Consider the following 24,163-nt stretch of genomic DNA (forward strand, 5'->3'; position numbering starts at 1 on the left):
AACTACTAAAATGAATTTGAATCTTTTTTATATAAATAGAAATGAAAAACAGAGAAGTTGCCCAATTCATATCGGAAAAAACTGAAACTATACTACAGGAGCACTGTTGGAGCTTAGAGGAATCAAATGACTGGAATACGCATTCCTTAATATTTTATAAAAAAGAACGACATGTTTGGAATTGCATTGAAATCTTGCTTGAAGAGGATTTAGAGGAATGTTCGGCCGCTTTTGGTTTTTCTGCAACTACCTATTATCCACGCTTCGAAGAAATCCTTAATCCAATTTTAGTCCAAAATAACCTAGTGGCTTCAGACTATAATAATGACATTCCATGCACTTCATTTGATCATCAGGAACATTTTAAAAATACTCTACCGAAGTCGGGTTTTAGAATAGCATCTCAAATTCATCTAGAACAACTTAATGATTTACTGCATAAGTTCATAAACGAAGACGCCTTGCCTTCTTTCGAAAATTGGAATACTATCGCATCATTGTATAATTTTATTCAAAACAAAAGCGCTGAAGATTTACATGTTATTTTAGGCCCGTTTGCACCAATGAAAAAAGCCGTAATCTATAGACTCTGTAATGATCCCAGAGGTTTGATAGTGATCAACGAGTTCCATGAACAGCAGAAGAGACTTTGTGCCCAAGATCCACAAAACAAGAATAATAGCAGACTTTATAATGCATCGAAAGAACTAAAAATAAATTTAGAGAAGACTACTCCTATTTTAAACTAAAAGCTAATATTCAGTCTTTTTCATTAAATAGAAGATAAATAATATGACTAAATATAATTCTATATGAAGATATCTAAAGTTTTATAAAAAAAAGTCTCAGAGAAAAACATTAATAATCCTATTTATATTAATAAGCTCAAATTCATTTTTATAGAGAAATTCCGATGCATTCTTAGTAATAGCTGCAGAGAAATCTGTAATAATTAAAAAAACAGATTAACTTCACGTTTTAAAAAATTAATGATAAAGTATGGCATCATCGTATTTAAATAAAATTACAATCGTTTTTATAGGTTGCTTAATTACTTTTCTAGGAATCTTAACATCGGCGATAGTTTATATTAATAGCAATGGAATGAATCAAAGAATACAAGGAATGATAAATCTTCTTTGGCTTCCTGTTATTATTTTATTTTTAGTTATTGACCGACTTTTTGTTTCGAAATTTGGAGCTAAAAAAGTTAATAAAATAGAATGCTACCTATTAGGTGTTTTAACAGTTCTTTTCTTAATCTATTGGTTTGATTTACTAGCATAACATGAAAAAATTCATAAAAACACTTCTAGACAAGCACTTTCATTTTATATTTTTCATTCTTCCGCTTTCCGTTTTTTCTTTAATGGGGTGGGTTTTACTTTATTTTGCTATAAAATTTCCAACTAATGTTCCTATTTATGGTTGGATCACTATTCTGGTATTTGCTATTTTACCTTTGCTAATTATGTACATCACAGTTTTTGGCATCTCAATATCAGAAAAGCAACAGAAAAAAATTGATGACAGAAGATCTTCTTTAACTTTTGATGAGAAAGGAATTACTGTTGAAATGCCTCTGTTTGATAAAAACTGCTTCATGAATTGGGACACAATAGACGCCATAATATACTACGATTTCCATATGGGTAGCGATTTCACAGAATATTATGTTGGCTATAAATTCTACCTCAATACGCTACCCGTTTACACCAAATATGAAAAACAATGGTGGCTAAATCGATTGTTCCCAAAAAATAGTGATAAAAGAATAGTTGACATAAAAGACGATACAAAACAGTTTAAGAAAATTCCAGCTATGGTTGAAGAATATTTAAAAACAAAAGTTTGTATTGCCATTATGGAACAACCAAAAAGAGCATTAGTTTCAAGTCAAACGTATCAAAATAAAAACAAAACTACAAGAGTAGAAAAGTGGAAACCACTTCAAAGTGAACCCGAAGAAATTGTGTTTGATCGCTACGACAGAACACTTGAAGAAATAAAAAAATCTTATCTTTAAGGTGCTTTTGGCAAGGTGCTTGATGCTTTATTTATAGCGCTGATTCAGCTACAATAAAATTAAGAGTTGAAAACACATCAAAATTAAAACCTTAAAACGAAATTTTCATGTCACAAACATTTGGAGAGAAAGTAATCGATTTCAACCGTCATTTACAATATTCAGACGAACTGCCAGAAAATTTCAGGGTCATAAATCCGTATCTGGATAATCCCGAAACGTTAGACGTGATGCAACAGTTTTATCACAAGTTTTACAACGATGATAATTCAAGAAAATTTATCGTTGGGATTAACCCAAGTCGGCATGGAGCTGGTGTAACTGGCGTTCCTTTTACAGACACCAAGCGTTTGGAAAGTATTTGTGGTATCAAAATGAATTCTGCGCACACTCATGAGATCTCATCGGTGTTTTTATACGATATGATTTCGGAATTTGGTGGTGCTTCTGAATTCTACAAACAATTTTACATCAACTCCCCTTTTCCACTGGCTATTGTCCGAAAATCTAAAGAAGGTAATTGGTTGAATGCCAATTATTATGACGATAAGACACTTTTTGAAATCGTAAAAGATTATATGATTGCCTCTTTAAAACAACACATTAGCTTGGGATTAGATACTTCCGAAGTTTATGTTTTAGGGAAGAAAAATGCAACTTTTATCCAAAAGTTGAACAAGGAATCGAATTTATTTGGGAATTTGAAGGTTTTAGAACATCCACGATACATTCAACAATATAAATCAAAAGAAAAACAGCTTTATATTGACAAGTATATTCTAACCTTAAATAACTTAAGATGAATGAAATGAGCAAGCATACAATTTATACCATCGGCCATTCCACCCATGGTATCGAAGAATTTATCGCGATGCTAAAGGAGTTCGACATTAGAATTCTTGCTGATATCCGAAGTTTGCCAGGTTCCAATAAATTTCCACAATTTAATCAAGACTGCTTAAAAATATCTTTGGAAGAAGTGGGGATTCAATACTTACATTTAACTAATTTAGGTGGCAGAAGAAAAGCTAAAAAAGATTCAAAAAATACCAGCTGGAATAATGTTTCATTTAGAGGATATGCGGATTATATGGAAACGGAAGAATTTGAAAATGCAGTTAAAAACATGGAACAAATTGCCGAACAACAAACGCTAGCTTATATGTGTTCAGAAGCGGTTTGGTGGCGTTGTCATCGCTCTATGGTATCTGATTTTCTGAAAGCGAAAGGCTGGAATGTATTACACATTATGGGATTGGGAAAAATTCAAGAACATCGCTATACCGCGCCTGCACGAATCGTTGACGACAAGGTTGTATACACGGAGGAGTAATTTTTTGGATGATTTTTTAAAGTTTCATGTAAAGCGAATCAAAACTTTAGGGTTGCCCCAAAGTTTAAAGTCTTACCTAATGCATAATACCCGATAAAATCTATCCAATTATTTGAAATAAATCGCTATTTTTGAAATCATAATTTGATAGTATATAACTCATATTTCAATAGTAAATCCACAGATAACACATGAAAAAATCGATATTTCTTTTGCTTTTAATTGCATTGGTAGTAACAACTGCAGCGTGCAGGGATAAAACCAACCATGTAGATGTCCCCATTATACAAGAGGCAATTGAAATTGAAGAAATTCCAGAAGGAACTACAGAAGAAACTCTAGAAGAACCTGAAACGATTCCTAAGGTATCAACGATTAATACAACAGGTTTTATACCGGAAGGATACGTTTTTCACGAAGAAATTTTTGGCGATCTCAACAACGATGGATTAGAAGATTGGGTATTAATTATAAAAGGAACCGATAAAAACCGCTTTGTTGTTGATGATACTAGAGGAAAATTAGACCGAAATAGAAGAGGAATTATTATTCTTTTCAAGAACGAAAACGGATACGATATTGTGGTAAAAAATTACGATTGTTTTTCGTCCGAAAACGAAGAAGGTGGCGTTTATTATGCTCCAGAATTATATTTCAACATTGAAAAAGGAAAGTTATTTATTGGTTATGCGCATGGAAGATATGGTTATTGGAAATATAATTTCCGTTTAAAAAATAATGACTTTGAATTAATTGGTTATGAAGCTAGTAGTAACACCGGTCCGTTAGTGAATAACGAAACGAGTATTAACTTTTTAAACAAAAGAAAACGAGTACGCATAAATCGAAATCATGTTCAAGATGAAGAGGATGATTTTGAAGAAACTTGGTCTGATATACAACAAGAGCAACCGCTTAGATTATCAAAAATTATCGATTTTGAAGAGTTAGAAGTTGATAACTAGTTTTCAAGAAATACCTAAAATAATTTTAAAAAACATACAAAATCCAACGAAAAGAAAAATGAGAAAAATAGCATTGTTGTCTTTACTTCTAATATTTACACTCTTGTTTTCATTTCAATCGTGTAAAGGGAAAGAAGAAACGCTACTACCAAAAAACGCAATCGAAGAAGTGGTCCAAACTCCTATTCCCACCGAATTTGAGTCGAAATTAAGACCTAATGAAAAATTAAAATTAGGAATAACCTATATCGACACCGTTAAATACGTAGCTTTTAATGATGATGCAGACGATTTTTACTTTATTGTTGAAAAGAATAAAGATACAATTGCCCTACTCTTTAATTCCGATGAATATAAATACATTAGAGGTGAAGAAATTGAAATTAAATGGGAAATTGATAGTATGCGATACGCTGGAGATGACTCCTATCTTAATTTTACGGAGCATTTGTATAAAGCGAAAAAACTAAAATCTTTAAAACTAACCGATAAAAAGACGAAGTTCTTGTGGAGAGAAAACTTATATAATAAAGAATTAAAAGCAAATTTTAATTCGATTGTTTTAAATGAGAATTACATCGCCCAAATTTCAGAACCTGAAAAAGCAGCGTTAGCTTATGTATCCACTTTCGTGGGAAATGAATGCGGATGGGATGGAACTGCTGCTGAAAATCGTACAAATTTAAAATGCAAAATACTTTCGGCTTTAGATTTAGGCTATCAATGTTCCTATACGCATTTAGAACTTATTCGCTATTGGTTTAGAAACGACAAAGACATCTTGAAAGAAATTGAAAATTGTCCTACAACGCCAGATGGTGCAACAATTCAGGATACTTTTGATGAAATCACCATAGAAACAAAAGGCAATCAAATTACAGTTTACTTTAAAGCAAATGGCATTAATATGCGAGAAGGAACTAGCTGGTCATGGGATGAAAAGCATTATTTCGAATTTAAAAACAATGAACTAATCTTGAAAGAAAAAGCCATTTCTCCTGTTGTTCATGATACTTTTGAAGTTAGAGGAAATTAAAAAAAAAAGATTTTTCTAATGAACTCAATTCAAGCCCTACAAATCACGATAAAATTGAAACACATGAGAACCGCAATCTTAATTTCTCTACTATTCATAAGCACTGTTTGTTTAGGCAACACAATAGCGAATAGTTCTGTAAAGTTATTAAAATTTAATCAGCATCAAGAAACCGATACACTTACCGTTTTTCAAAATGATGAAACCGTTTTTACTAAAAAATCAGACTTTGTTACACGTCCATGCTCCCGCCCTCAATTAGTAACTTATTATGATTTAATAGAGCCTAAAGACGGAACTTACTACTTTATTTACAACGACAAAAAACAATTAATTCAGGAAGGAAAATATACTGTTAGAGTTTCTACTATCGATGAATGGAATAAAAAAGGTGCTTTTTACGATAGAACAGTTTATTATTACAAGAAGAACGGCAAGCTAAAAATGACAAATGTTCAGAAAGATGGGCGCATGTTCAAAACAGAATATTTTAATTCCAAAAAGAGAATCAAGGAAATAAAATATTATGATAAAAAATCGAGTGATACGGATAGAATAGAAATGTATAAGAATGGAAAATTAAAAGAAACTCGTGTGTACAAAAGCTTCAGCACTTACACTACAATCAAAGCAAAAGACTAGCTAATATTTTAAAATAAGAGCAAAAAACAACTGTAAAGCATAAAATTTGATTACTTACTTATGGCTTTAAAACTTTAAGAATAAATTCTTAAGGAACTTGTTTTTTGAAGAAGCTACCTAGCAAAATAAATCTTAGTAATGAAACTCTAAATAAAAACTTATAGTCTTGTTAACGTGCGTTAAAAAAGTTAAAAGTATTCTAAATAAAATTTCACAACAGTAGAAAAGATGTTGCTTTGTACTTCAATCAAAAAACAATTTATAATTATGAAAAAATTACTTTTAGTAGTAGCTGTTGCAGTTTTGGGATTTTCAAATGTTTCAGCACAGGACATTAAATTTGGTGTAAAAGGAGGTCTTAATTTTGCTACACTTCTTGGCGACAACGCTAGTGATTCAGATCTTGTTTCATCATTTAATTTCGGTATCATGAGCGAAATTCCTATAACAGATAAATTCTCTTTCCAACCTGAACTTATGTATTCTGGACAAGGATATGGTATTAAGGATACTAAGGATTTTGTATCATTAACTTATGTAAACATGCCGTTAATGGCAAAATATTACGTAGCAAAAGGGCTTAGTATTGAAGCAGGACCACAAGTTGGTTATTTAATTGGAGCTGACTTTGACGGTGAAAATATTAAAGATAGTTTCAAAAAGCTGGACTTCGGTGCGAATGTTGGAGTAGGCTACAAATTAGAAAACGGACTTAATTTTGGAGTTAGATACAACTTAGGATTATCAAATATTAACAATACTGACGGAAGTTCAAATAAATACAAAAACGGAGTGTTACAAGCTTCAGTAGGTTATTTTTTCTTCTAAGAAATTCTCAAAAATATAAATAGTAAAAGCTAAAAATCAGATTATGGTTTTTAGCTTTTTTTTTGTGAGAATGTATTGCTTTTATATATTTGTGTTTATATTTACTAGTTCTTTATGCAATAACAAATTAATTAGAAACATTTGTTATTTGAATTAAAAAATTAATTAGTAAATTAAAAAAAATATTATTAAAAACTATGTGTAAAAGTTACGTATTAACAGAAAATTTATCGTTCGAAATAGCTGCAAATGACTTACAAGAAATGACTTGGAACGAAGCTAGAGCTTACACTCTAATTGTTGGCGAAAGATGGAGATTACCAACAATGGAAGAACTTGATGAAATGTACCGACTTCATGCAAAGGCTGTTGGAGGATTTCAATTTAAAAATTATTGGAGTTCAAAAGGCTATAATGACTTACGATCTTTTGCAAAATCATTTAGTACTGGGATATATTCTGAAGGAGTTACAAACAATACTCCAGCACCTAAATGTCTTGTAAGATTGGTAAGGAATTTTTAAATTTACATAAATGAAAAATTGCTTAGCTGGCATCTAAAGTTATTTTTTATTTTTTAAATAAGGTACAAGTAGTATTCATAATAATAGAAAATAAAAATTAACTAAAGCACTCCTAGAACCAAACATAAAAAAGGCTCCATCTGGAGCCTTTTTTGTTATCTTCTAAAACCTTCATTTGTGCGAGAAGTGAATTTCGGATGCGTTTCCTCTTCTTCCTCCTCTTTCTTCACAACGTTTCGGGCAATTTCAATTTTATATTTTTTCCCTTTCATCTTTTCATCTTTGATGTTTTGAAGCAAGGATTTTACTTTTGAATATTTTACGGCCACAAATGAAATAAAATCTTTTACTTCAATTAAGCCCAAATCATCTTTTTCCAACTGGCCTTTTTGCGAAAAGAAACCTACAATATCAATCTTATTCAATTTGTTTTTCTTTCCACCACTAATATAAAGTGTTTGATAAACTGGTGGTTTTGGCAACGATTTCGCTTCAGAAACATCTAATCGACGTTTTCCATAATCAAAATAATCTGATTTCTTTTCAGTTTCGTGAATCAACACATACGAAGTTCCGGTGGCTAATTGACGTGCGGTTCTTCCGTTTCTATGTATAAATTCATCTTCTTTCGCAGGTAAATGGTAATGAATTACGTGATTCATTTCAGGAATATCCAATCCACGAGCTCCTAAATCGGTCGTAATTAAATACGAAACACTTCCGTTTCTAAACTGAATTAAAGCACGCTCTCTTTCGTCTTGGTCTAATCCACCATGGTAAAACGTAGAAATAATTCCTTTTGCTGTTAGCATTTCGTGAATTCTTTCTACCGCTTCTCTGTGATTACAAAATATAATCGCCGCTTCAGAATTCAACGAACAAATTAATTGAAAAAGCGATTCAATCTTATCTTTCGATTTCGAGAAAACAATACGCGTTTCTAAATTCTCATTCTGTTTTTGTTTCGGAATAAAATCAATAACTCTTGGGTCAATGATTTTCGTATACTTTGGAATTTCAACACCCGAAGTCGCTGAAACTAAAATACGTTTGTTTGCTCTAGAAATTTTCCCAATGATATAAGACATTTCTTCGTGATAACCCAGTTGTAACGATTTATCAAATTCGTCCAAAATATAGGTTTTCACACTATCCGTCGCGAAATTTCCGCGTTCAATATGATCGGCAATTCTACCTGGCGTTCCAATTAAAATCGCTGGCGGGTTACTTAAATTGTTGATTTCAGTTTCTAATGAATGGCCTCCATAACACATATTTACTTTGTGATGCGTTCCCATTTTCTTCCAAACTTGCTCAATTTGCAAACCTAATTCACGAGAAGGTACTAAAATTAAACATTGAACTCCTTTGACTTCTTCGTCTAGAAGTTGGAAAATTGGCAATAAAAACGCTAATGTTTTCCCCGAACCTGTTGGCGAAAGCAATAAAATATTATCTTCATTCAAAATAGCCTTTTGGGCTGCTTCTTGCATTTTATTTAAACTCGGAATGCCCAAATTTAAAAGTACATTATTGGAAAATGGATTTTGACTCATTTGGCAAAGATAAAGCCAATTAATTAAAAAAAACTAAACCAAACTAAATTTATAATTTATAAGCCATTGATTACACAGATTATCACTAATTTTTAATCGTCAAACTTTATTCCTTTTAAATTATTTAAACTGTGGCAAATCGAATTAACCAGAAGTATTTTATTGAAAAACGTGATTTTTCAGAATTATAAAATTATACATCAAAAACTTTATTTATTTTTGAAGTCAAATCCTTATATATTATGCGTTTTTATAAATTAATTATCTTTCTTTTTTCTATTTCGGTAGTTGCTCAAAACAAGTTTGTTACGCCTTTTGAAAAGGGAAATGGCAATCAATCGACCACTTACGAAGAATGTATTTCGTTTTATGAAGCTCTAGACGAAGCCTATTCAACCATTAAAATGGTTCAAAAAGGCACAACTGATAGCGGAAAACCTTTGTATTTGGTTTTATATTCCAATAATAGCCAATTTGATTATGAAGGTGAAAACGCAAATAAAAAAGCAGTAATTTTAATCAATAACGGAATTCATCCGGGTGAACCTGATGGAATTGATGCTTCGATGATGCTAATGCGTGATTTGGCAATGGGAAAAGTCGAAACGGCTAAAAACACTTTTATCGCGGTAATTCCAGTGTATAATGTGGGCGGCATGTTGAATCGAAATTCCCATTCAAGAGCCAATCAAAATGGTCCAGAAGAATATGGTTTTAGAGGAAATAGCCGTAATTATGATTTGAATCGCGATTTTATTAAATCGGACACTAAAAATTCGAGAAGTTTTCAGCAGTTGTTTACGGAATTAAAACCCGATTTATTTTTGGATAATCACTGTTCAAATGGTGCCGATTATCAATACACGTTTACTTGCATCGCCACGCAACACGAAAGATTAGGAAATCAATTAGGAAATTTCTTCATCACCGATTTATATCCGACCATCGTAAAAGATATGCAACATAAGAAAATCGATGTGGTTCCGTATGTAAATGTCCACAGCACAACGCCCGACAAAGGTTTTGAGCAATTTACTGATACGCCAAGATATGCGACAGGTTATACCACATTATTTCACACTTTGGGATTTGTTCCGGAAACGCACATGTTAAAAGCGTATAAAGAACGCGTGAAAGTAACGTACGAATTTATGATTAGCTCGATAAAATATGCCGATGCCAATGTGATGAAAATCAAACAAATGCGTCAGGATGCGATGAAAGATTTCCAACCCGGAATGAATTATCCGTTAGATTGGACAATTGATTCTACAAAAGTTTCTTATATTGATTTTAAAGGATTTAAAGGCGATTATAAAGCAAGTGATATTTCCGGAAAAGACCGTTTATATTATGACAGAAGCAAACCATTTACTAAAAAGATTCCTTTTTATGGCGATTATAAACCTTCAAAAAATATAAAGATTCCGACTGCTTATATTATTCCGCAATCGCAATGGCAAGTTTTAGATTTGTTGCAATTGAACGGAATTAACTATTCTCAACTTCAAAAAGATACCATTATTGAAGTAGAATCCTATAAAATTGAAAGTTATAAAACTTCAAATTCGGCATACGAAGGTCATTATTCGCATTACAATACTACAGTTTCGAAAAGTATCAAAAAATTAAAATTTTATGCAGGTGATTATGTTTTTTCGACCAATCAAACTAGTGTGAAGTATTTATTAGAAACATTAGAACCTGAAGCAGTTGATTCATATTTCAATTGGAATTTTTTCGATCCGATATTACAACGTAAAGAAGGTTATTCAGCTTATGTTTTTGAAGATTTGGCCAAAGACTTTCTAACTGAAAATCCGAAAGTAAAAGCGGAATTCGAGAAGAAGAAAAAAGAAGATAAGGCTTTCGCCGAAAACGCCTATGAGCAATTGGATTGGGTCTATCGTCAATCGCCCTACTATGAGAAAGCGCACTTACAATATCCGGTTTACCGAATCAAATAAGATAAAAAAAATGCCTTAATGTAAAAATTAAGGCATTTTTTAATAAAACTATTGAATACTTTCCATAGCTTTAATCTTCGCCTTACACATCTCAATTGATGCTAATTGCGACACAATAATTGGTCGTAACGAAGTTAATAAGTCGTCATTTTTCAATGCTTCTTGATATCTTTCAATAGCATAATCTTCACCTGTAATACAAGCTTCGATAATTGCTGTAGTGTCGTGTCCTGTTAATAAAGATTTGAAATCAATCCACACTCTGTGTAAAGCACCAAGTGCTCCGCTTTCAGAATCAGTTGATTTACCTAATTTATTGATTTCATCTTGAAGTTCTACAACTAAAAGAGAACGTTCTCTCGAAAATGTTAAAAATTCACTTTTTAAATTTGCGTTTTCTGTATTCTGTGAAGCATTTAAATATCCTTCTCTTCCATCTTCTAAAACCACAATTAAGTTGTCTAAGATCGATATAGTTTTTTGAGTTTCCATAGTAATTTGTTTATTGATTTATATACTACAAATTTCATCAAAATTGCGGGTAGCCATGTTACAAAATTTCTCGAATTGTTTATAAAATTTTACTTCATGAAGATTTTAGGCGGTATTAAGTAAAAATAAAAAATCACGAATCAACCTGAGTCAATTCGTGATCGTTATTTAAAAAATCATTAAAGATTAATGATTGTGTCCTTCGTGTCCTTCAGTAGTTGCAGTTACTGCTACTAGATCCATTTCACAAACCGGACATTTTCCTGGCTCTTCGTAGTGTTTTCCTTTTTCGCAATCCATAGGACAAGCATAAGATGCGTGCATTTCGCCTTCTGCATGATTATGACCTGCGTGTGCGTCCTTAATTTCAACAGTTGTTGCGTCTTTTGCTTCTTCTTTACAAGAAACGAATGTCATTGATGCGATCGCGAAAGCAAATAATACAATTCTTTTTTTCATTTTTATATAGTTTAAATTAATAATTTAGTTTTCATTTTAAGTCTTCAAACAGCAATTTGATATTTTCATACGAGTTTTCTAAATACTTAGAAATATCCTTTGGGTTAACCCATTCTACTAAGTCAATTCCTTCGTCAGCTTGTCCTTCTGGCGTTCCTTCAAAGGTAGTTTGCATTTCAAACCATTGCGTTATTTTTAATTTATACCGATCATTTCGTTTAAAGATATGATAAGTTTTTTGTAATTTTTCTGTAATTACTAATTTATTTACGCCAGTTTCTTCTTCCACTTCTCTCATAGAAGTTTCTTCAATGGTTTCGTTTTTCTCCATGCCGCCTTTTGGTAGATCCCATTTTCCATTTCTGAAAATAAAAAGAATGTCGCCATTTTTGTTATAAACTAAACCACCGCCTGCTTTTTCAACAGGTAGTTTAGCACGAAGCGTTTTCATTATTAATTTTTCATCCGGATGATACAGTAAGGCTTTCTGTATCTTATTTTGAAAAAATTTAACGATCAATTTCTCAATATCTACACTTTCTAACAGAAAAAGTTTGAAGTCTGTTTCCTTCTGAACTTCATTTGTTAAAAAAAGTGGCTTATCGTTCACAAAAACTTTATACATTTGCAATATGATTTTTAATAACAACACAGCGCAACAAACAGCCGAATTGCTTTTACAAATAAACGCAATTAAATTAAATTCTAAAAATCCTTTTACGTGGGCTTCAGGCTGGAAGTCACCAATATATTGTGATAATCGTGTAATACTCTCATTTCCAGCGGTTAGGAATTATATTCGGGATGAATTTACAAAGCATATCGAAGAAAAATTTGGTAAACCAGATGTAATTGCGGGCGTAGCAACTGGTGCAATAGGTATTGGTATACTTGTTGCAGAAGCTATGGGACTGCCTTTTGTTTATGTTAGACCCGAGCCAAAAAAGCACGGAAGACAGAATCAAGTGGAAGGTTTTATGCATAAAGGTCAGAATGTGGTGGTAGTTGAAGATTTAATTTCAACTGGAGGAAGTAGTTTATTAGCCGTTGAAGCTTTGCGCAATGAAGGTGCCAATGTTAAAGGCATGGCAGCTATTTTTACGTATGGTTTCGCAATTTCTAAAGAACGTTTTGAAGCAGCTAATATCGATGTGATCACTTTAAGTAATTATGAAAATTTATTACAGAAAGCGGTTGACAAACGTTATGTTTCAGAAGACGAATTAGAAACGTTAAGCGCTTGGAACTCGAATCCTGCGGAATGGAATCCAGAAGTATAATTTATATTTAAATGTTTAAAGTTGGAAGTACAACTTCGCTTTTAAACTTGTAATCTTTAAAACAAAAAAAAATGAACTTAGAAAGTCCAAAAGTAAACGTAGCAAAATCAGCTGAATATATTTTCAACGAATTGTGTGATGTTAAGAATTTTGAAAAATTAATGCCCGACAATATCGCGAAGTTTGAAGTAATTGATGAAAACTGTTTCGAATTCGGTTTAAAGGGAATGCCAGAAATTAAATTAGTGAAAAAAGAAGCTATTCCAAATTCTAAAATTGTTTTAGGAGCGGCTTCAAGTAAATTACCTTTTACATTAACGGCTAACATTACAGAAGTAAATGACACAACAGATGTGCAATTGCATTTTGATGGTGAATTCAACGCGATGATGGCAATGATGATCAAAGGTCCTATTTCCAAATTTATTGAAACTTTAGCTCAAAATATGGGGAAATTATAATTCTCTAAATTGATTTATAAAAAAACACGAATTTATTGATTCGTGTTTTTTTTTTGTTTTTATACTAATGTATAAAAATTATCTTTTCTGCCATCCTGAAAAAACCACCCGCTTTGTCATCCTGAAAAACACACTCTTTGTCATCCTGAACTCGTTTCAGGATCTCGTACTAATGAAAAAAAATGCTGAGATAAATTCTGGATGCTGAAACGAGTTCAGCATGACAAGTTTTGTGGAAATTTGTTACTACAAAAAATTCACCCAATTTGTCATCCTGAACTCGTTTCAGGATCTCGTACTAATGAAAAAAATTGCTGAGATAAATTCTGGATGCTGAAACGAGTTCAGCATGACAAGTTTTGTGGAAATGCGATATTGGAAAATATATACAATTTTTCATTCTGGAAAAAACACACGCTTTGTCATCCTGAATTTATTTCAGGATCTCGTACTACTCATCAAAGTTCTGAAATAAATTGCAGATGCTGAAACGAGTTCAGCATGACAAGTTTTGTGGATATGTGTTACTATTAAAAAACACGCTTTGTCATCCTGAACTCGTTTCAGGATCTCGTACTAATGAAAAAACTTGCTGAGATAAATTCTGGATGCTGAAACGATTTCAGCATGACAAGTTTTGTGGAAATACAATGTTAGAAAAAACATACAATTCTTCATTGAAAAAAAACGCACGCTTTGTCATCCTGAACTCGTTTCAGGATCTCATACTACTAATAAAAGTTCTGAAATAAATTGCAGATGCTGAAACGAGTTCAGCATGACAAGTTTTGCGGATATGTGTTACTATAAAAAATTCACCCAATTTGTCATCCTGAATTTATTTCAGGATCTCGTACTAATGAAAAAAATTGCTGAGATAAATTCTGGATACTGAAACGAGTTCAGCATGACAAGTTTTGTGGATATGCGATGTTGGAAAATATATACAATTTTTCATTCTGGAAAAAACACACGCTTTGTCATTCTGAACTCGTTTCATGATCTCGTACTAATGAAAACAATTGCTGAGATAAATTCTGGATGCTGAAACGAGTTCAGCATGACAAGTTTTGTCGATATGTGCTACTACAAAAAATTCACTTGCTTTGTCATTCTGAAAAAACTAACCAATTTGTAATCCTGAATTTATTTCAGGATCTCACACAAATGAAAATCGAGAAATAAACTCACTATGAAAATAGTACTAATTTTAAACCGTCTTCAAAGCTTCAAACAAAAAGTCAATATCTTCTTTTGTATTGAAGTGAGAAAATGAAATTCGTAAACTTGGTTTCTTACTTTCTTCTTCTGATAAAAATTCGGCTAAAACGTGTGAAGGTTTTATGCTTCCGCTTTGGCAAGCACTTCCTCTTGAAACAGCAATTCCTTTCATGTCCAAAGTAAATAACAACATGGCTGTTTTTTCTTCCGACAAGGGTAATTGCACATTTATCAAATTATAAAATGTTTCTGTTCCGTTAATTTTAAGATTTGGAAAAATAGTTTCTAATCCGGCTAAGCAATACTTTTTCAAATCGGAAATGTATACGACATCCGCTTCCAAATTCGCGTAAGCTAGTTCAATCGCTTTTGCCATTCCCACAACTTGATGCACGGCTTCAGTTCCTGCACGCATTCCTTTTTCTTGCTCGCCTCCAAATATCATCGGTTGCAACATTGAATTTTTCTTTAAGTAGGCAAATCCAACTCCTTTTGGTCCGTGAAATTTATGAGCAGTCGCGACCAAAAAATCAATTCCCAGTTCTTGTACGTCAATCTTCATTTTAGCTACAGATTGAACTGTATCGCAATGAAAAAGTGCTTTGGCATACTTGCACAAGTCACTGACGCGTTTAACGTCTAAAACCGTCCCTATTTCGTTATTAACGTGTATTAATGATACCAAGGTGAATTCGTCCGACAATAACTTGGCAGCTAAATCTTGATAATCGATTTGTCCCGAAGGCAAAATGCCAATATACTCGACTTTGGTTCCAAACTCAGTGGCTAAATGATCAATGGTGTGCAATGTTGCGTGATGTTCGATTTTAGAAGTAAGTATTCGTTTTACGCCTAAATCTTTCACAGCACTTCTTAAAACCCAATTAGTCGCTTCGGTTGCACTTGATGTGAAGATCAATTCTGATGCTTGTGCATTTAGTATTTTAGCAATAGATTTTCGAGAAGACTCTAACAAGGTTTTGGCACTTCTACCAAAACTATGTGTTGAAGAAGGGTTTCCAAAATCATTTTGAAGAACGTCCATCATTACCGAAATTACTTCCGGATGAATTAGCGTTGTTGCAGCACTGTCTAAATATACTTTTTTCATTTGGCAAAGATACAAAAGCATTAATTGACACGATTAAAAATTACATTACAATTTTAAAACAGATACTTATTGTCGGAAAATAGATAAAATCGTTTATTTTTGTTCTTTAAATAAAAATAGCAGATGAAAAAAATAATTATTTTACTGGCGGCGGTCTTTATGTTGCAAGCTTGTGATGATGGCGATATTACTTTGGAGTCATTTAATTTTGATAGCGTAACGGCTAAAAAATGCCCAACTAACAATTTGGTTTATAAAATTAATGGCAATGAATTATTATTAATTAGCATTCCTGAAACCTTTTTTGCTAATGAAGTAACTATTGATGGAAGTCCGAGAATTGTTAACGTAAATGCAGATAATCGAATTGTCTACCGATTATATTCAGACAATGTTTCGGAGCAAACTATTTGTTCTATTTTGCCTCCAGCTTCTCCAACAGTTCAAAAAGAATGGAATGCTACTGGAGGTACAATTGAGATTATCACCAACGCAATTTTTGCGGCAGATGAAATTACAATAACAGGTTATACACACAACATTAAATTCTTGAATGTGAATTTTTCAAACCCTGAAAACTCGTTCAGTTTTACAGAATATATTTTTGGTAATTATGAGAAACTTCTGTAGAGAAAAAATTAAAAAAAAAGGGCTATTCAAAAATGAGTAGCCCTTTTTTTTATTTCGAAAATTGAACAATATTAATGAAATTAATATTCAAAAATCATTTTTGATTTTGCTTAAAATATACCTCAGTTGCACCAATTCCATATTTTTGATAGTTGGCATCTTGAAAAGAAATATTTTCATAACGACCTAATAAAAAGTCCAATTCCGCTTTCAAAACACCTTCACCAACACCGTGAATAAAAACTAGTTTTGGCATCCTATTTCTAACCGCAAAATCCATTTGTCTTTTGGCAGTATCCATCTGCAAATTTAAAATATCGTAATTGCTCATACCACGTTTTGAAGGTACTAATTTCTCGATATGCAAATCTACTTCTAATACAAATTCATCCTTACGAGATTTCTTTTCTTTTACAAAACTATGCTTTTTTGGTGCTTCTTTATCCTTCAAAACAGAACTTAAACTTTGTGTTGAGAAAAAACCACTTAACTCACTCGTATTGTTTGTTTTAATTAGTTCGTTGACAAAAAATGTCATCATGAATCCGTCCGTAGTTTCTATCGAAATCTCCTTGTTATTTATTTTGACTACTGTTCCGGAAATCGCATCATCAAGAACAGCCACCTTATCTCCTATTTCAAATATCTGTGTCATTATCTTCTTCTTTTTTAGAGGATACTTTTTTCATAATCTGGAATAAGCCATACATAAAAACGGCCATTGCTCCTATCATAATGATACGATTTGGTTCTGGTTTTGCCTGTTCAATTAAGGCTAAAATCCCGACTGCTGCAAACAGCAAAACGTATAAAAATTGCTTCATATCTTCCTACCTATTTAATGAAATCAAAAGTAGTCTTTTTAAATTTATTAATTGATTTTAAACTTTTTTTTGTACACTTGTACAATAATCACAATGCTGAAAAAAAGAGATGGAAGAACATATGTTGCCCTGCATGAATAAGCAGCTTTTCGGAATTGAATGTCCAGGTTGTGGCACTCAAAGAGCCATTGCTTTTTTACTAGAAGGCGAGTTCTTTGAAGCCTTTAAAATCTTCCCTGCCATCTACACTTTTGCTCTGTTTTTTATATTTTTACTACTTCATTTATTAGACAAAAAAAGAAATTACACCACAGTAGTTATTGCAATTGCAATCTTAAATGGCATTGTAATTCTAGTTTCTTATGCCTTAAAAATGTATTCAATCACGTAACCAATTAACTTTATATTTATGGAAAATCAAAAATTACCCAATGCCACTGCAGTCCTTATTTTAGGAATTTTATCAATTTTAACATGTTGCTGTTATGGTATTATTAGTATTGTTTTAGGAGTCATCGGAATAGTATTGGCCAATAAAGATGTAAAACTTTATACTGCAAACCCAAAGTTATACGTAAACTATAACAATCTTAAAATAGGTAAAGTATTGAATATTATTGGAATTGTATTAGGTGCTATTTACTTAATATTTGTTGCTTGGGCAGTTTACACATTTGGATGGGACGCAATGCAAGATCAAGCTATTCTTACAGAAAGACTAAATGAATATTTTGGTATAAAATAAATTAAATATCTTCAAAACTTTAAAAGACAGCTCATTAGCTGTCTTTTTTTATTTCATAACAACTCATTAACAAGTTATTCACAGTGCTTTTTTTGATTTTGGCACAGCTATTGGAAATACCATTTCAAGCAACCGTTTTAGAAACGAATTTTAAAATGAAGTTGTTTATTAATCTCTAATAATTTGTATTATGAAAAAATTTACACTTTTAGTAGTAGCCAGCTTCATACTGGTAGGAAGTATGGCTTATGCGTCAGGAAATCCTGTTTTTTCTGACAGAACAAACAACAGAGGCTATTCAATCGATTATCGCGATGCCGAGCCAATACTATTTAATGAGCGTGGCATTGAGTTTATGTTGTTTCCTAATGGAGAATTCGATTTCAACACAAAGCCGGCTGCAAGACCAAGAACTAATGGAACTTACGGAGCACCAAGATCTGGAGTTTACTATGGAACTTCTGAAAGAGGCGTAAAAGTAGAACACGACAATTATGGAAGAGTAAGAAGAATTGGAAATGTGTATATCAATTATGATGGATATGGAAGAGTAAAACGCGTTGGAACTGTATATATGACTTACAACAGCTTTGCTTTAACTAAAGTAGGAAACATGCGAATTACTTATGACCGCAGAGGTAGAATCATCAACATATCAGGTTTTGTTAACACATCAAACAGTGGAAACTACAACCCTGGTGGTGGAAACTACTCTGGAGGAAATGGATATAATGGCAACGGAAACAATGGATATGACAACAGTTATGATGATAATGACGAAGACTTATACTACTACAGAAAAGACGGTACAAAAGCGAAAATGGACGATACTGATGTCAAAGAAATAAAAAGAGAAACAGTAGAATTAAAAAGAAGTAAATAGTTTTATTGGTTAGTTAAGTATGTTAATTGGTTATAGTTTGTTTGGTTAATCCTGTGGATTCTGAGAAGATGAAGCAGGATTTTTTTTTGGTTTTATGCGCTTATTGACAGTAAGTTTAGATGCGAATAGATACCTAATTGTTTATGTTATGGCTAAATAACGATCAAGTTAATTACAACAAAATATCATTTATTTTTTCATCGATTTATAGTTGTTTTCAGATGCTGAAATGAATTCAGCATGACAAATAGTGTGGTTATAAAAGCTTAAAACAAGTAATAATCATATTTTATAATCGTTATTATTTGTACAGTTTAAATGTGATTTCGAGATGCTGAAATGAATTCAGCATGACAAATATTGCGGTTAGAAGAACCTAAAACAAGTAATAATCATATTTTATAATCGTTATTATTTGTACAATTTAAATGTGATTTCGAGATGTTGAAATGAATTCAACATGACAAATAGTGTGGTTAGAGAAACTTAAAAAACGACCTGTTTCAACGTAAAATATTCTCTAGTTAGCGACAAATTAAACTTAAATTTCAGTCCTTATATGACTTATATGTTTCAAAATTAGCACGAATTATCACTAAAATAAGTGTGAAATTTTATACTTTTACAATAAATATAGAGCAAAGACTACTTACTTATAGTTCATTATTTGTACAATTTAAAGGTAATTTCGAGATGCTGAAATGAATTCAGCATGACAAATATTGCGGTTAGAAAAACTTAAAAAGAGGAATAATCTTATTTTGTACTAGTTATTATTTGTAAAATTTAAAGATAATTTCGAGATGCTGAAATGAATTCAGCATGACAAATTTTATGGTTAGAAAAACTAAAAAAAAGGAATAATTATATTTTATATTCTTTATTATTTGTACAATTTAAAGGTAATTTCTAGATATTGAAATGAATTCAGCATGACAAACAATGTGGTTAGAGAAGCTTAAAAAACGGCCTGTTTCAACGTAAAATATTCTCTAGTTAGCGACAAATTGAACTTAAATTTCAGTCCTTATATGACTTATATGTTTCAAAATTAGCACGAATTATCACTAAAATAAGTGTGAAATTTTATACTTTTACAATAAATATAAAGCAAAGACTTCTTACTTATAGTTCATTATTTGTACAATTTAAAGGTAATTTCGAGATGCTGAAATGAATTCAGCATGACAAATATTGCGGTTAGAAAAACTTAAAAAGAAGAATAATCTTATTTTATACTAGTTATTATTTGTAAAATTTAAAGGTTTTTTCGAGATGCTGAAATGAATTCAGCATGACAAATATTGTGATTAGAAAAACTTGAAAAGAGGAATAATCTTATTTTGTACTAGTTATTATTTGTAAAATTTAAAGGTAATTTCGAGATGCTGAAATGAATTCAGCATAACAAATAATGTAGTTAGAGCAACTTAAAATTTACTTATTTTGTCCTAATATGTTCTATAGTTAGCGACAAATTGAACTTAAATTTCAATCCTTATATGACTTATATGTTTAAAAATTAGCAGGAATTATCACTAAAATAAATATAAAAGTTTATGCTTTTACGATAAATATAAAGTGAAAATTTCTTATTTATACTTCATTATTTGTACAATCTAAAGGTGTTTTCGAGATGCTGAAATGAATTCAGCATGACAAATATTGCGGTTAGAAAAACTTAAAACAAGGAACAATCATATTTCATACTCTTTATTATTTGTACAATTTAAAGGTGATTTCTAGATGCTGAAATGAATTTTGCATGGCAAAAGAATTTAAATAAACCTTCATTTCAATCCTAATTTCTTCAAAAAAGAATTAATTACGTAATTTATATCCGACGAAATTTTTAAGAAATAAGATAACCCTACGTATAACAGACTAACTAAAACTGATTTTAGGATGATGTTTACAATAGGATGAAAAGAGAATTCCCAATAGTAAAACAGGCCAAAACTTAACCCCGTAATTGCTAAAGCTACTAGTGTTTTTGAGGTAAATGGATATAATTTCATTTTTAAAACCACAAATAACAACTTAGCAACACTATATAAGGAAATTGAAATTAAAGTCGCCATAGCGGCTCCATTCAAGCCGTAATTTGGAATGAAGTACAAATTTAGCGTAATTATCAACACAACTAATACCAATCCTAGTAATAAAACCGCCCGATAATACTTCGAATTGAAGATGATTGCGTTGTTATTACCTAATATTAAATCGAAATATTTAGACAAACCAATCGTAAAAACCACAAATAATCCTTGACTGTATTCTGGCGGTAAAAGCAAATAGAGTTGCTTAATATTGACTAAAATTCCGATTAAAAGTAATCCTCCAACAACTTGTAATGTTATAGAAGACTTCTTATATAAGGCATTTAATTCGTCCCATTTCCCTTCATTTATCAACTTTGCAGTGATAGGATAAGTGATTTGATGCATCGCTCTACTAGGTACAGAAATGACCATTGCTATAAATATTGCTACCGAATAAAAGGCGATATTCTCCACATTCATATAGTGCTTAATCATATATTTATCAATATCTAAAAGCATATTTGCAATACTTCCCGATAATATTATGAAAAACGTATACCTTAAAATTGCCTTACTCGACTTTGGAGTTTTGAAATATAACCTGATTTTTCGAACTTTATTTGCGTAAAAAACAATTAATAATAGCGCAATTCCATACACTAAAACTAACGAATAAATAAAATCAGAAGGTGAAATATATCCAAAATAAACACCAAAAAGTAAAACACTCACTAAGATTCTAACAAAAACCTCCTTAACAAAGCTTCCAAAAACCGACTTCATATGTGCTCTTAACCAAGCATAAAAAATCTCGAAATAACCCATAAAAACTGCAATAATAGGAATTACCCATACGAAAGGATAAACTACACTATTTTCTTGAGATTCATATAAGGCAATTGTATCGTAAAAGAAGAAGAACAAAACTAAGATTGGTATTATAAAAAACACGGGGACAAGCAACATATAAGTAATGTAACTGTTTAACTCTTTATCAGATTTACTGTTTTCATCGAAAAATTTAATTAAAGTATTTTGAATCCCAAAGGACATAATAGGATACAATACATTCGCTAATGCTAGCACGTAACCTGTGATTCCAAAATATTCTTTTCCTAAAAAATAAGGATACATAAACAACGTATTCACAGCACCAATACCAAAACCTAAAAAGGTAATAATGGTATTTCTAATGGATTGTTTAATGACGATTCCCATTGTTGCAGTATGAATTTAGAATTTAGAAATTAAAAGTTTCGCTAACTTTTCAGTCAATGATTTTCGGCTATATTGCTGCAATCGAACTGGATATACTTTTAAGTTATTTTGCTGATAGTGTTCAAAGCAAGTGAAAATATGTGCTTTTAACGCTTCTAATTCATCATATTTAAAGAATTTTCCCGAATTCGTATCCTTAATAATTTGGGCAAAGTCAGCATTTTCTGGTCCAATAGCAATTATTGGTCGTTCCGATACCATATATTCGAAGAGTTTACCAGGAATAATGCACTTCGTTTCATCAGAATCGATCTCGATTAGCAATAAAACCTGCGAACTTCTTTGTTCTGAAATCGCTTCATTATGAGGTAAATAGCCTAAATGATTGACGTAATTGTCCAATTTAAATTCTTTTATAGCCTGTAGGACTTCAACACTCACCGCTCCTATCAACTTCAGCTGAAAATGCTTTTTAAATTCGTGATTTTCTCTCATGAGTTCGCTCAAAGCTTTCCATAAAATCCTCGGATTTCTTGCTGATAAAAATGAACCAATGTGCGCTAAAGTAAAGGCTTCATCCAAAGGTTTCTTAATCACTTTTTCAACATCATAACCGTTTGTAATGACCGTAATTGGTTTAGAAGTTATCGCTTCAAATTCCTTTTTTGTGGTTGGAGAAGTCACGATTAATCGATCACAAGTGTTCATTACTTCCTTCTCTAACTGTTTGTGTATATTAGCAGAAGAGGTGCTCAATTTCAATTGTTTGTGATAGCCAATTGTGGTCCAAGGATCGCGAAAATCGGCCAACCAAGTAATCTTTAATTCTTTTTTTAAGCCCAGCCCAATTAAGTGCAAACTATGCGGCGGACCAGTTGTAATAATTGTATCAATCTGATGTTCTTGAATATATTTCTTTAGGAATTTAATAGATGGTTTCACCCAAAAAACACGTGCATCCGGAATAAAAGCATTCCCCCGAACCCAAAGCATTGTTTTTTCAACAAAGGATTGTTTTCGAGCATTTGGAATGATTCCCGAACTGATTTTCTTTGATTTATTTTTTGAGAAAATAGCAGCTAAAGCATAAGGTTCAAAAATTGGTCGTTTTATAATTATTGCATCCTTATTAACTTGATCTACTAAATTTACATCAAGCAGGGGATAAGTTGGATTTTCGGGAATATAAACGTGTGGTTCTATACCAAAATCTGGCAAATATTTCACAAACTTCAACCATCGCTGTACTCCTGGTCCGCCTGCTGGTGGCCAATAATAGGAAATGATTAAAACTTTTTTAAGACTATTTTCCAAATTATAATTCGTTTTATTATTACAAGAAGTACCGAACTTCATAAGCTGCTACTTTAAAATAATATTTTTGTTGCGAAATAAATAAATCAATCTTGCACATTTGTAGTTGCTTTTTAAAAATCCAAGTTGGCAATACTTATTTAAATTCTTCTTTAAAATTATCATCCCATTTAAAAGCATTTATTATCCAACCTTTATTATTTTTATAATAGATAAAAATCAATCTTATTGCCGTCTTTTCATACTTAACCAAATAAGTCTCTTTGAATGCAGTTTCCTTGATATTGTGTTCTGAAACTTTAACTATTCCTTCAGAATTACCAAACCGCTCAGCAACTACTTTCATTGCTTCAATTGTTTTGGATTCTAAGTTATCAAGTTCGCTATCTGCTATTGGCCAGTATTTCTTTATTTTTATTAAAGCTTCATTTATTTTATTTTCCTTGAATAGTTGAGCAACATCTTTCGAAATCATCTTTGCACTTTCCATATCTTTTAAATAATTGCTCTGTGCAGTGCTCTGTAATGCTGAAAACATAATAAAAGCTGAAATTATGATTTTAATTAAGTTCATTTTTAATACTTTTTTAATTAGCGATAAATTTT

General features: G+C 31.6%; 27 protein-coding genes. 17 read left to right on the top strand and 10 right to left on the bottom strand.

What is annotated here, in order from left to right; translation table 11 throughout:
* Window positions 1–41: 41 nt before the first annotated feature.
* From ACFSX9_RS11800 to ACFSX9_RS11845, 10 genes are all read left to right on the top strand, one after another.
* Window positions 42–749, top strand: coding sequence for a hypothetical protein (locus tag ACFSX9_RS11800; RefSeq protein WP_379807903.1), 708 nt, complete (start codon window positions 42–44; stop codon window positions 747–749).
* A gap of 250 nt (window positions 750–999) precedes the next feature.
* Window positions 1,000–1,287 carry a hypothetical protein gene (locus tag ACFSX9_RS11805; RefSeq protein ID WP_379807905.1) on the top strand — a complete coding sequence of 96 codons (288 nt, stop codon included), beginning with the start codon at window positions 1,000–1,002 and terminating at the stop codon, window positions 1,285–1,287.
* A 1-nt stretch (window position 1,288) separates the two neighbouring features.
* Entirely contained in the window at window positions 1,289–2,026 is a 738-nt protein-coding gene (locus ACFSX9_RS11810; protein WP_379807907.1) for a hypothetical protein, read from the top strand.
* Between the two features lie 107 nt (window positions 2,027–2,133).
* Window positions 2,134–2,829, top strand: coding sequence for an SMUG2 DNA glycosylase family protein (locus tag ACFSX9_RS11815; protein WP_379807909.1), 696 nt, complete (start codon window positions 2,134–2,136; stop codon window positions 2,827–2,829).
* Between the two features lie 5 nt (window positions 2,830–2,834).
* Window positions 2,835–3,359: a DUF488 domain-containing protein gene (locus ACFSX9_RS11820; RefSeq protein ID WP_379807911.1), complete on the top strand. Its 525-nt coding sequence runs from the start codon at window positions 2,835–2,837 to the stop codon at window positions 3,357–3,359.
* Between the two features lie 191 nt (window positions 3,360–3,550).
* On the top strand, window positions 3,551–4,324 hold the full coding sequence (locus ACFSX9_RS11825; RefSeq protein WP_379807913.1) for a hypothetical protein: 774 nt from the start codon (window positions 3,551–3,553) through the stop codon (window positions 4,322–4,324).
* A 58-nt stretch (window positions 4,325–4,382) separates the two neighbouring features.
* Window positions 4,383–5,360 (top strand): hypothetical protein, encoded by a 978-nt coding sequence (locus tag ACFSX9_RS11830; RefSeq protein WP_379807915.1) that lies wholly within the window; start codon window positions 4,383–4,385, stop codon window positions 5,358–5,360.
* Between the two features lie 18 nt (window positions 5,361–5,378).
* Entirely contained in the window at window positions 5,379–6,002 is a 624-nt protein-coding gene (locus ACFSX9_RS11835; RefSeq protein ID WP_379807917.1) for a hypothetical protein, read from the top strand.
* Between the two features lie 267 nt (window positions 6,003–6,269).
* On the top strand, window positions 6,270–6,830 hold the full coding sequence (locus tag ACFSX9_RS11840; protein WP_379807919.1) for a porin family protein: 561 nt from the start codon (window positions 6,270–6,272) through the stop codon (window positions 6,828–6,830).
* A gap of 197 nt (window positions 6,831–7,027) precedes the next feature.
* Window positions 7,028–7,354 (top strand): hypothetical protein, encoded by a 327-nt coding sequence (locus tag ACFSX9_RS11845; RefSeq protein ID WP_379807921.1) that lies wholly within the window; start codon window positions 7,028–7,030, stop codon window positions 7,352–7,354.
* A gap of 155 nt (window positions 7,355–7,509) precedes the next feature.
* Here ACFSX9_RS11845 and ACFSX9_RS11850 read toward each other — a convergent pair whose 3' ends face one another.
* Window positions 7,510–8,910 carry a DEAD/DEAH box helicase gene (locus ACFSX9_RS11850; RefSeq protein ID WP_379807923.1) on the bottom strand — a complete coding sequence of 467 codons (1,401 nt, stop codon included), beginning with the start codon at window positions 8,908–8,910 and terminating at the stop codon, window positions 7,510–7,512.
* A gap of 242 nt (window positions 8,911–9,152) precedes the next feature.
* Here ACFSX9_RS11850 and ACFSX9_RS11855 point away from each other — a divergent pair, with 242 nt between their 5' ends.
* Window positions 9,153–10,877, top strand: coding sequence for a M14 family zinc carboxypeptidase (locus ACFSX9_RS11855; protein ID WP_379807925.1), 1,725 nt, complete (start codon window positions 9,153–9,155; stop codon window positions 10,875–10,877).
* A gap of 48 nt (window positions 10,878–10,925) precedes the next feature.
* Here ACFSX9_RS11855 and ACFSX9_RS11860 read toward each other — a convergent pair whose 3' ends face one another.
* The 3 genes from ACFSX9_RS11860 to ACFSX9_RS11870 form a co-directional block, all read right to left on the bottom strand.
* The gene (locus tag ACFSX9_RS11860; protein WP_379807927.1) at window positions 10,926–11,369 is read right to left on the bottom strand and encodes a ferritin-like domain-containing protein; all 444 of its coding nucleotides are present in this window, start codon (window positions 11,367–11,369) and stop codon (window positions 10,926–10,928) included.
* 186 nt (window positions 11,370–11,555) lie between these two features.
* Window positions 11,556–11,828, bottom strand: coding sequence for a heavy metal-binding domain-containing protein (locus ACFSX9_RS11865; RefSeq protein ID WP_379807929.1), 273 nt, complete (start codon window positions 11,826–11,828; stop codon window positions 11,556–11,558).
* Between the two features lie 31 nt (window positions 11,829–11,859).
* A complete protein-coding gene (locus tag ACFSX9_RS11870; protein WP_379807931.1) occupies window positions 11,860–12,453 on the bottom strand; it encodes an NUDIX hydrolase in 594 nt (197 codons plus the stop codon).
* A gap of 7 nt (window positions 12,454–12,460) precedes the next feature.
* Here ACFSX9_RS11870 and pyrE point away from each other — a divergent pair, with 7 nt between their 5' ends.
* Window positions 12,461–13,108 carry an orotate phosphoribosyltransferase gene (gene pyrE / locus ACFSX9_RS11875; protein WP_379807933.1) on the top strand — a complete coding sequence of 216 codons (648 nt, stop codon included), beginning with the start codon at window positions 12,461–12,463 and terminating at the stop codon, window positions 13,106–13,108.
* A 71-nt stretch (window positions 13,109–13,179) separates the two neighbouring features.
* Window positions 13,180–13,569, top strand: coding sequence for an SRPBCC family protein (locus ACFSX9_RS11880; RefSeq protein ID WP_379807935.1), 390 nt, complete (start codon window positions 13,180–13,182; stop codon window positions 13,567–13,569).
* A 1,210-nt stretch (window positions 13,570–14,779) separates the two neighbouring features.
* Here ACFSX9_RS11880 and ACFSX9_RS11885 read toward each other — a convergent pair.
* Window positions 14,780–15,901, bottom strand: coding sequence for a cysteine desulfurase family protein (locus ACFSX9_RS11885; protein ID WP_379807937.1), 1,122 nt, complete (start codon window positions 15,899–15,901; stop codon window positions 14,780–14,782).
* Window positions 15,902–16,024: 123 nt separating this feature from the next.
* Here ACFSX9_RS11885 and ACFSX9_RS11890 point away from each other — a divergent pair, with 123 nt between their 5' ends.
* Complete coding sequence (locus tag ACFSX9_RS11890) at window positions 16,025–16,531, top strand: hypothetical protein (RefSeq protein WP_379807939.1); 507 nt, start codon at window positions 16,025–16,027, stop codon at window positions 16,529–16,531.
* 94 nt (window positions 16,532–16,625) lie between these two features.
* On the opposite strand, the gene ACFSX9_RS11895 is transcribed toward ACFSX9_RS11890, so the two are convergent.
* Entirely contained in the window at window positions 16,626–17,186 is a 561-nt protein-coding gene (locus ACFSX9_RS11895; protein ID WP_379807941.1) for a Smr/MutS family protein, read from the bottom strand.
* Window positions 17,170–17,355, bottom strand: a complete 186-nt coding sequence (locus ACFSX9_RS11900; RefSeq protein ID WP_379807943.1) for a hypothetical protein — start codon at window positions 17,353–17,355, stop codon at window positions 17,170–17,172. The genes ACFSX9_RS11895 and ACFSX9_RS11900 overlap by 17 nt, the downstream gene beginning before the upstream one ends.
* Before the next feature lie 133 nt (window positions 17,356–17,488).
* Between ACFSX9_RS11900 and ACFSX9_RS11905 the strand changes: the two genes are divergently transcribed.
* The 3 genes from ACFSX9_RS11905 (at window position 17,489) to ACFSX9_RS11915 (ending at window position 18,983) form a co-directional block, all read left to right on the top strand.
* Window positions 17,489–17,746 carry a DUF2752 domain-containing protein gene (locus ACFSX9_RS11905; protein WP_379807945.1) on the top strand — a complete coding sequence of 86 codons (258 nt, stop codon included), beginning with the start codon at window positions 17,489–17,491 and terminating at the stop codon, window positions 17,744–17,746.
* Between the two features lie 18 nt (window positions 17,747–17,764).
* Window positions 17,765–18,100 (top strand): CCC motif membrane protein, encoded by a 336-nt coding sequence (locus ACFSX9_RS11910; protein ID WP_379807947.1) that lies wholly within the window; start codon window positions 17,765–17,767, stop codon window positions 18,098–18,100.
* Between the two features lie 190 nt (window positions 18,101–18,290).
* Window positions 18,291–18,983 carry a hypothetical protein gene (locus tag ACFSX9_RS11915; RefSeq protein ID WP_379807949.1) on the top strand — a complete coding sequence of 231 codons (693 nt, stop codon included), beginning with the start codon at window positions 18,291–18,293 and terminating at the stop codon, window positions 18,981–18,983.
* Between the two features lie 1,790 nt (window positions 18,984–20,773).
* Here the strand turns inward: ACFSX9_RS11915 and ACFSX9_RS11920 are convergent.
* From ACFSX9_RS11920 to ACFSX9_RS11930, 3 genes are all read right to left on the bottom strand, one after another.
* Complete coding sequence (locus ACFSX9_RS11920; protein ID WP_379807951.1) at window positions 20,774–22,243, bottom strand: lipopolysaccharide biosynthesis protein; 1,470 nt, start codon at window positions 22,241–22,243, stop codon at window positions 20,774–20,776.
* Window positions 22,244–22,258: 15 nt separating this feature from the next.
* Window positions 22,259–23,599 carry a glycosyltransferase family 4 protein gene (locus tag ACFSX9_RS11925; RefSeq protein ID WP_379807953.1) on the bottom strand — a complete coding sequence of 447 codons (1,341 nt, stop codon included), beginning with the start codon at window positions 23,597–23,599 and terminating at the stop codon, window positions 22,259–22,261.
* A 94-nt stretch (window positions 23,600–23,693) separates the two neighbouring features.
* Entirely contained in the window at window positions 23,694–24,131 is a 438-nt protein-coding gene (locus ACFSX9_RS11930; protein WP_379807955.1) for a hypothetical protein, read from the bottom strand.
* Window positions 24,132–24,163 lie beyond the last annotated feature (32 nt).

This window comes from Flavobacterium ardleyense (assembly GCF_042686085.1).
GTDB lineage: Bacteria > Bacteroidota > Bacteroidia > Flavobacteriales > Flavobacteriaceae > Flavobacterium > Flavobacterium ardleyense.